This window comes from Moorella naiadis (nom. illeg.) (assembly GCF_051020825.1).
Taxonomy (GTDB): domain Bacteria; phylum Bacillota; class DSM-521; order Neomoorellales; family Neomoorellaceae; genus Neomoorella; species Neomoorella naiadis.
In genome coordinates, this window is sequence record NZ_JAXGFQ010000032.1 from 24,508 (window position 1) to 31,643 (window position 7,136).

Here is a 7,136-nt window from a genome sequence, read left to right on the forward strand (position 1 = left end):
AATAGCTGGCGACCTGACTGCTGCACCCAACCGGCTGGCATGAGGATTTGTCGCCCCGCCCCGGCCGTAAAAAACTCCCTGGGAGTATGAAACAACGGCCGGCGGTTAAAAATAGCTACTGCTTTGGGGATTACGACTGGGAGGGAAAAGAAATGAAAGTTACCGTCGACAAGGATCTCTGCATTGCCTGCGGCACCTGTATCGACCTGTGCCCGAGTGTTTTTGACTGGGATGACGAGGGCCTCTCCCATACCATCGTCGATGAAGTGCCCGATGATGCCGAGGATTGCGCCCGGGAATCCATTGACTCCTGTCCCACCGAGGCTATTAAAGAAGTCTAGGCACCGTATTCTATAGCCACTAAAAAAGGGAGCCGCGGCTCCCTTTTTTAGTGGACCATATCCTCCTGGCGGCGGCCATCGCTCACCATCCGGGTCATCAGGGCCGCCAGGACCCGGCGCTCCTCCTCATTGGCTACGTCCCAGAGTTCCTTCAGGACCCTTTGCTCCCGGTTCAGGGGGTCGATATGATCTGCCAGCCAGTTTCCTATACGTAGGGCGACCCCGTTCATTGTCTTTTCCTCCAGGCCCAGTTTGTTACCCAGATTGACGACCAGGGAAAGGGAATCCTTCCACTTCTCCCAGCTTTTCTCCTCCTGTGGCATCCCTTCACCTCCATTTAGGTCAATACCCATAGTTGATAACCAGTCTTACTGCATTCCTCAGTATAGTTTGGGATTCCCAGGGTTACTTTATGTAGGTTCGTGGAGCCCCTTATAGGGGGCTACCCGCCCCCGTCGCGAAACCATTAACATGCTAGCAGGAGGGCTGGCGGGAACAGGCGGAGGGCGACCTGGTTCGAGGCGTAAGCAAACTCGAGCTGTGCCGTGGCGAGGCGACGGTGAACGAGATGGGGTCGTAACGTGACTTCAGGAACGAGAAGTAGTACGCCCCGTTACGAGTTATTTAAAGGGATAAAGTCAAGCCACCCCCGGCGCCGAACAAGGCTGAGCGCCAAGTTTGCTCGCCGAGAACCATGGAGCCTGGAACCTGTACCCGCCCGCCCGAACGCGTCAGCTTAAAGACTGACCGGAAGCAATAGCTCTTGACATGGCCTGGCAAAAGGTAAAAAATATACCTGAGAAAAAATAAAGGAGAAGGAGATGGTTGCCATGGAACTCTACGCCGCCATGAAGGCCAGGCGGAGCATCCGCAAATTCAAACCCGACCCGATACCTAAGGATTTAATCGCCAAAATCCTGGAGATGGCCACCTGGTCGCCCTCCGGTCTCAACTGGCAGCAGTGGCACTTCCTGGTGGTTAACGGGCCCAAAAAGGATGAGCTGGCCCGGAGCTACGGCCGCATCGTCGAATTCGGCATGCCGCCGGCAGGACAGCGTAACCCTCAGCAGGAAGGCTTCCTGCAGTGGGCCAAAACCCTGGGCGGCGCGCCGGTAGCCATTGTCGCCCTCAGCCCGGCCCACGGCCAGCCCGGCACCCGCAAGATGAACCTGGAAAGCGTGGCCTCGGCCTTCAGCCACCTTCTCCTGGCCGCCACCAATGAAGGCCTGGGCACCTGCTGGATGACCGGACCCCTGAATAACGAACCAGAATTACGTAAAGTCCTGGCCATTCCCGATGATAAAGAAATTGTCGCCGTCACGCCCCTGGGTTACCCCGCCGAAAGCCCGGCGGCGGCCCCGCGGAAGAGCCTGGACGAAGTCGTTACCTGGATCGGCTTTTAAGTATGGCTTTTAGCAGGAGGTGCCTACCGGCGCCTCTTTTCTTATTAATTGCGATTGCTTCCGGCGCCGGAAAAAGATAAAATAGAGGCAGTCCGATGGAAAAGAAGGGTGATTAATGCCCGCCAAAACTGCCAAACTGCTCCTGGTTGACGGTAACAGCGTCATTCACCGGGCCTTTCATGCCCTGCCGCCCCTCCAGACCAGGGAGGGTGTTCGTACTAACGCTGTCTATGGCTTTGCCACTATGCTGCAAAAGGCCCGGGACATGGTCAAGCCCGATTATATCATTGTGGCCTTTGACCACAGCAAGCTTACCTTTCGTAACGACCTGTACGATAAATATAAAGGGACCCGGCTGGAGACCGACCCGGAACTGCGACCCCAGTTCGCCCTGGCCAGGCGACTGCTGGCAGCCTGGAACCTGGCCAGCTGTGAAGCGGAGGGCTATGAGGCTGACGACCTCATCGGCACCTTGAGCCGCCAGGGAGCGGAGGCGGGCGTAGAGGTGATTATCCTTACCGGGGACCGGGACGCCCTGCAGCTGGTGGGGGACCGGGTGCAAGTCCTCCTCATGCGGCGCGGCCTCTCCCAGGTGGAGGTCATCGACGGGAAAGCCATCAGGAATACTTACGGCCTGCAGCCGCAGCAGCTAATTGACGTCAAGGCCCTCATGGGCGATGCCTCAGACAATATCCCCGGGATACCCGGCATCGGGGAGAAGACGGCCGTCCAGCTCATTCGCCAGTACGGCGACCTGGAGGGGGTCCTGGCCCATGCCGGCGAGGCCAAGGGCCGCCGGGTGGCGGAAAACCTGGTGACTTACGCCGACCAGGCGCGCCTGGCACGGCGCCTGGCCACCATCGACCGCCAGGCCCCGGTCACCCTTGACCTGGCCAGTTGCTGCAACCGGCCCCCGGATTATGAAGCCGTCCTGGCCCTCTATAAAGAACTGGAGTTTAACAGCCTGGTTAAGGATGTTTTACGGGCCATGGGACAGGAGGAAGGGCAGGCCCCGGCGGCATCGGCAACCGTCCAGGGCCTGGAGCTGCCGGAACCCCTGACCCTGGGCAGCCTGGACGACCTGGCGAGCTTGGTAGCAAAGCTGGCCAGGGAAGATGAGGTGGCCCTGGAGCTGGTCTTAAATAGCCCCAACTACCTGGAGGCGGAAGCCCTGGCCCTGGGGCTGGCCTGGGCGAGTGGCGTAGCCGTTCTGGGTACTGCCGGCATGCCGGCTCCCGCCCTGGCCGGGACCCTGGCGCCCCTCCTCCGGGCCGCCCCTATTTTCCACGACGCCAAGGCGGCCCTGGTGTGGCTGGGTAATGCCGGGGCCCAGACTGCCGCTCCCGGGGGCGACACTATGGTGGCCGGTTACCTGTTAAACCCTACGGCCTCACGCCACGATCTGCCGGAACTCTGCCTGGAACACCTGAACCTGGCCCTGGTGGAGGGTGATGCCCTGCAGCTGGCAGCAGCCCGGCGGGCAGCTGCCCTCCGCCTCCTCCACCGGGAACTGGTGGCCAAACTCCAGGCGGCCGGGATGGTGAACCTCTACCAGCGAGTGGAGTTGCCCCTGACCCGGGTGCTGGGAGCCATGGAGAGTTACGGGGTGGCCGTCGATATAGAAACCCTGGACCTCATGGGCAGCGAACTGGAGGGCGGCCTGGCGGCCTTGACGGAGGCCATCTACGAGCTGGCCGGGGAGAGGTTTAATCTGAACTCCCCCAAGCAGCTGGCCGTCATCCTCTTTGAAAAACTAGGCCTGCCGCCGGTCAAACGTACCAAGACCGGTTTCTCTACCGACGCCGCCGTCCTGGAGGAACTGGCCTATAAGCATCCCATCGCCGCCAAGCTGGTCGAATATCGCCAGCTGGCCAAATTGAAATCAACCTATGTCGACGGCTTAAAGCCCCTGGTCAATCCCCAAACCGGCAGCCTGCATACCAGTTTCAACCAGACGGTAACGGCAACCGGCCGCCTTTCCAGCAGCGAGCCCAACCTGCAGAATATCCCGGTGCGCTTGGAACTGGGCCGGCGCCTGCGCAAGGCCTTTGTCCCCCATGGCCCCGGCCGCTTGCTCCTGGCAGCCGATTACTCCCAGATCGAGCTACGGGTCCTGGCCCATATCGCCGGGGACCCGGCCATGATTGACGCCTTCCGCCGCGGTGAAGATATCCATGCTCGGACGGCGGCCGAGGTCTTCGGGGTGCCCCTGGAAGAAGTGACCCCGGCCTTGCGGCGCAACGCCAAGGCGGTAAACTTTGGCATCGTCTACGGTATCAGCGACTTTGGCCTGAGCCGGGATCTGGGCATCAGCCGCGCCGAAGCCCACGCTTATATCACCCGCTACTTCCAGCGCTACCCGCAGATTAAGGCCTACCTGGATGCAATTGTCGCCCGGGCGCGCCAGGAGGGTTATGTCACCACCCTTTTAGGCCGCCGCCGCTACCTGCCGGACCTCTTCAGCTCCAACCGCAACGTCCGCAGTTTCGGTGAGCGCACGGCCATGAACACCCCTATCCAGGGGACGGCCGCCGACATCATCAAAGTGGCCATGGTCAAGATCGCCCGCCTGCTGGAAGAAGAATACCCGGCTACCCGGATGATCCTCCAGGTCCATGACGAGCTTATCTTCGATGTCCCAGGGGAGGAGTTGCCGGCTGTGGCCGCCCTGGTCAAGGAGACTATGGAGCATACCCTGGAACTCCAGGTCCCCCTCCAGGTGGATTTAAAAACCGGCCCCAACTGGTACGACCTGGAACCTTATAAGGCTGCCCCCCGGTAAACCAATTAAGATGACTTGCCTGCCGCCAGGCGGCACCAGCAGAGACAGTCAAGCCACCCTCGCCGCCGAGCAAGGCTGAGCGCTAAGTTGCTCGCCGCGAACCACCGGAGCCCGAAGACCTGTACCCGCCAGCCCGTAACGGTTACTGTCAGTCACACCATTATCGGTAGAAGTCTATTTTCGGAGGATTAAAATGCCTGAATTACCCGAGGTAGAAACCATCAAACGTACCTTGAGTCCCCAACTCCAGGGGCAAACAATCGCCAGGGTGACCATCCACCACCCTGGCGTTATTGCTGCCCCTGATCCAGATTCCTTCGCCCGCCTGTTGACCGGCCGGGAGATCCTCAGCCTGGGCCGCCGGGGCAAGTACCTGCTGATGCACCTGGCGGATGCCTATTGCCTCCTGGCCCACCTGCGTATGACCGGGCGCTTAATCCTAGTGGACGGGGCGGCGGCCCTGGAACCCCATACCCATGTAGTCTTTACCCTGAACGGCGGCGCGTAAGCGTCAAACTCAACCCACCTGGAACCATAACAAGATTTATAGGAAAATCTCCCTCAAGAACACCAACGGAGGGAGATTTTCATATGACCAAAGGCGAACGGCAAGAACTATGGGCAACCCGGATAGCCGAATACCAGGCCAGCGGGCAGAGTGTTAAAGAATGGTGCGCTTCCCATGAAGACGTTAGCCCCCGGCAGTTATGGTACTGGCTGCGGCAGTATAAAAACCAGAATGGCGTTCTTTCCACCCAATCAACCCGGTGGCTGCCGGTAGAAATAAGGGAGCCATCTTCTGGGGATCAGGGCAACTCCTTGTTAGTCAGGATAGGCAAGACCTGCATCGAGGTAAAACCCGGTTTTGATCCGGCCTTACTATCTCAGGTAATCCGGGTGCTGGTAGCGATATGCTAAACGAAGCTGGCGTCGACCAGGTCTATCTCGCCTGCGGCGCCACTGACCTGCGCAAGTCCATTGACGGCCTGGCGGTGCTGGTCAAGGAGGGTTTCGAGCTGGACCCCTTCTCTTCTTGCCTTTTCGTTTTCTGTAACCGCAAGCACGATAAACTAAAGATCCTCCACTGGGAGCACAACGGCTTCTGGCTTTATTACCGCCGGCTGGAGAAGGGCAAATTCGTATGGCCGGTGGAAAATAATTCTGCAACTATCACCATCAGCCGCCGGGAGTTGCGCTGGCTGCTTGACGGCCTATCGATAGAACAGCCTAAAGCCCATCCCGAGGTGAAAGCACGCACCATCCTGTAATAGCAATCGCCAGCAAGAAATATTTTCTCCTTGTGGTTTATTCTAGAGGAATTTGGCAGGTTTCGTCGAATCATTAAAGCATGAGCACTTCTCAATCTAGCGCTGCCATGATCCTCGAAGAGCTACAAAGCCGCTGTGTTCAGCTGGAAGAAAAGTGTAGCCAGCTAGAACAACAAAATGCCGAACTGACTGCTAAGCTAAACTGGTTTATGGAGCAGCTCCGTTTAAGCAAGAAGCGGCAGTTTGGGGCTTCCAGCGAACGGACTGAACCTTTACCAGAGCAGCTTATGCTTTTTAATGAGGCGGAAGTAGCAGCCCGGCCGGAGGTAGCGGAACCGGATCTAGAGACCATCACCTACCAGCGCCGCAAAGGGAGCAGCCGCCGGGAGATAGAGTTGGAGGGCCTGCCGGTAGAAGTAGTTGAGCATCGCCTGCCGGAGGAAGAGCGGATTTGCCCTGCCTGCGGTGGTCCTTTACACGAAATGAGCACTGAGGTGCGGCAGGAGCTTAAGGTCATCCCGGCCCAGGTGAAAGTGGTTAAACATGTGCGCTACGTCTATGCCTGCCGCCATTGCGAGCGGGAGGAAATAACCACCCCGGTTGTGACTGCCCCTATGCCGGCCCCGGTACTGCCGGGAAGCCCGGTATCCCCTTCCCTCCTGGCCTACGTCATGCACCAGAAATACGGGGAGGGCTTACCTCTCTACCGCCAGGAGCAGCAGTTTAAAGGTTTGGGGATTGAACTCTCCCGGCAGACCCTGGCCAACTGGGTGCTGCACGGGGCGAACACCTGGCTAACGCTGCTTTACGAGCGCCTGCATGAAGACCTGCTTAATAGAGATATCCTTCATGCTGATGAAACTACCCTGCAGGTACTTAGAGAACCGGGAAGGGAAGCTACCACCAAGTCATTCCTCTGGCTTTACCGTACCGGGCGGGATGGCCCACCCATCATTCTTTATGACTACCAGACCACCCGGGCCAGCAAACACCCCCGGCGGTTCCTGGCAGGTTTTAAGGGTTATCTACACGTCGACGGCTACGCCGGCTACAACGAACTGCCGGATGTCACCCTGGTCGGCTGCTGGGCCCACGCCCGGCGCAAGTTTGACGAAGCCTTAAAGGCCCTGCCGGAAGATAAACGCCATGCAGCCGTAGCCGCCCGGGAGGGGCTGGAGTACTGCAACCGGCTCTTTGCCATCGAGCGCGACCTGAAAGACGCTACACCAGAGGAACGATATCAAATCCGCCAGGTGCGCAGCCGACCCGTGCTGGACGCCTTTTTGGCTTGGCTTAAAAGCCAGAAAGCGCAGGTGCTGCCCAAAAGCGCCTTCGGCCAGGC

Annotated in this window: 8 protein-coding genes; 7 read left to right on the top strand and 1 reads right to left on the bottom strand. The window is 59.1% G+C overall.

The annotated features are described in order from the left end of the window. Positions 1-152 precede the first annotated feature (152 nt). Positions 153-341 (top strand): ferredoxin, encoded by a 189-nt coding sequence (locus SDD30_RS15140; RefSeq protein WP_434075771.1) that lies wholly within the window; start codon positions 153-155, stop codon positions 339-341. A gap of 47 nt (positions 342-388) precedes the next feature. Here SDD30_RS15140 and SDD30_RS15145 read toward each other — a convergent pair whose 3' ends face one another. Next, positions 389-664, bottom strand: a complete 276-nt coding sequence (locus SDD30_RS15145) for a DUF3243 domain-containing protein (RefSeq protein WP_434075772.1) — start codon at positions 662-664, stop codon at positions 389-391. 507 nt (positions 665-1,171) lie between these two features. Between SDD30_RS15145 and SDD30_RS15150 the strand changes: the two genes are divergently transcribed. The 6 genes from SDD30_RS15150 to tnpC all read left to right on the top strand — a co-directional run. Further along, positions 1,172-1,744: a nitroreductase family protein gene (locus tag SDD30_RS15150; protein WP_434075773.1), complete on the top strand. Its 573-nt coding sequence runs from the start codon at positions 1,172-1,174 to the stop codon at positions 1,742-1,744. A gap of 115 nt (positions 1,745-1,859) precedes the next feature. Continuing rightward, a complete protein-coding gene (gene polA, locus SDD30_RS15155; RefSeq protein ID WP_434075774.1) occupies positions 1,860-4,526 on the top strand; it encodes a DNA polymerase I in 2,667 nt (888 codons plus the stop codon). 193 nt (positions 4,527-4,719) lie between these two features. Beyond that, positions 4,720-5,034 (top strand): DNA-formamidopyrimidine glycosylase family protein, encoded by a 315-nt coding sequence (locus tag SDD30_RS15160; RefSeq protein WP_434075775.1) that lies wholly within the window; start codon positions 4,720-4,722, stop codon positions 5,032-5,034. A gap of 83 nt (positions 5,035-5,117) precedes the next feature. After that, positions 5,118-5,444, top strand: a complete 327-nt coding sequence (gene tnpA / locus SDD30_RS15165) for an IS66 family insertion sequence element accessory protein TnpA (RefSeq protein WP_434075776.1) — start codon at positions 5,118-5,120, stop codon at positions 5,442-5,444. Continuing rightward, positions 5,438-5,794, top strand: coding sequence for an IS66 family insertion sequence element accessory protein TnpB (gene tnpB, locus SDD30_RS15170; protein WP_434075777.1), 357 nt, complete (start codon positions 5,438-5,440; stop codon positions 5,792-5,794). Before tnpA ends, tnpB begins: the two co-directional genes overlap by 7 nt. An 80-nt stretch (positions 5,795-5,874) precedes the next feature. Further along, the coding region (gene tnpC, locus SDD30_RS15175; RefSeq protein WP_434075778.1) for an IS66 family transposase at positions 5,875-7,136 on the top strand (1,262 nt) is incomplete at its 3' end.

Excerpts from the sequence above, each read along its gene's own strand:
- SDD30_RS15140 (WP_434075771.1), top strand. The coding sequence starts at position 153 with ATGAAAGTTACCGTCGACAAGGATCTCTGCATTGCCTGCGGCACCTGT.
- SDD30_RS15145 (WP_434075772.1), bottom strand. The coding sequence starts at position 664 with ATGCCACAGGAGGAGAAAAGCTGGGAGAAGTGGAAGGATTCCCTTTCC.
- SDD30_RS15150 (WP_434075773.1), top strand. The coding sequence starts at position 1,172 with ATGGAACTCTACGCCGCCATGAAGGCCAGGCGGAGCATCCGCAAATTC.
- polA (WP_434075774.1), top strand. The coding sequence starts at position 1,860 with ATGCCCGCCAAAACTGCCAAACTGCTCCTGGTTGACGGTAACAGCGTC.
- SDD30_RS15160 (WP_434075775.1), top strand. The coding sequence starts at position 4,720 with ATGCCTGAATTACCCGAGGTAGAAACCATCAAACGTACCTTGAGTCCC.
- tnpA (WP_434075776.1), top strand. The coding sequence starts at position 5,118 with ATGACCAAAGGCGAACGGCAAGAACTATGGGCAACCCGGATAGCCGAA.
- tnpB (WP_434075777.1), top strand. The coding sequence starts at position 5,438 with ATGCTAAACGAAGCTGGCGTCGACCAGGTCTATCTCGCCTGCGGCGCC.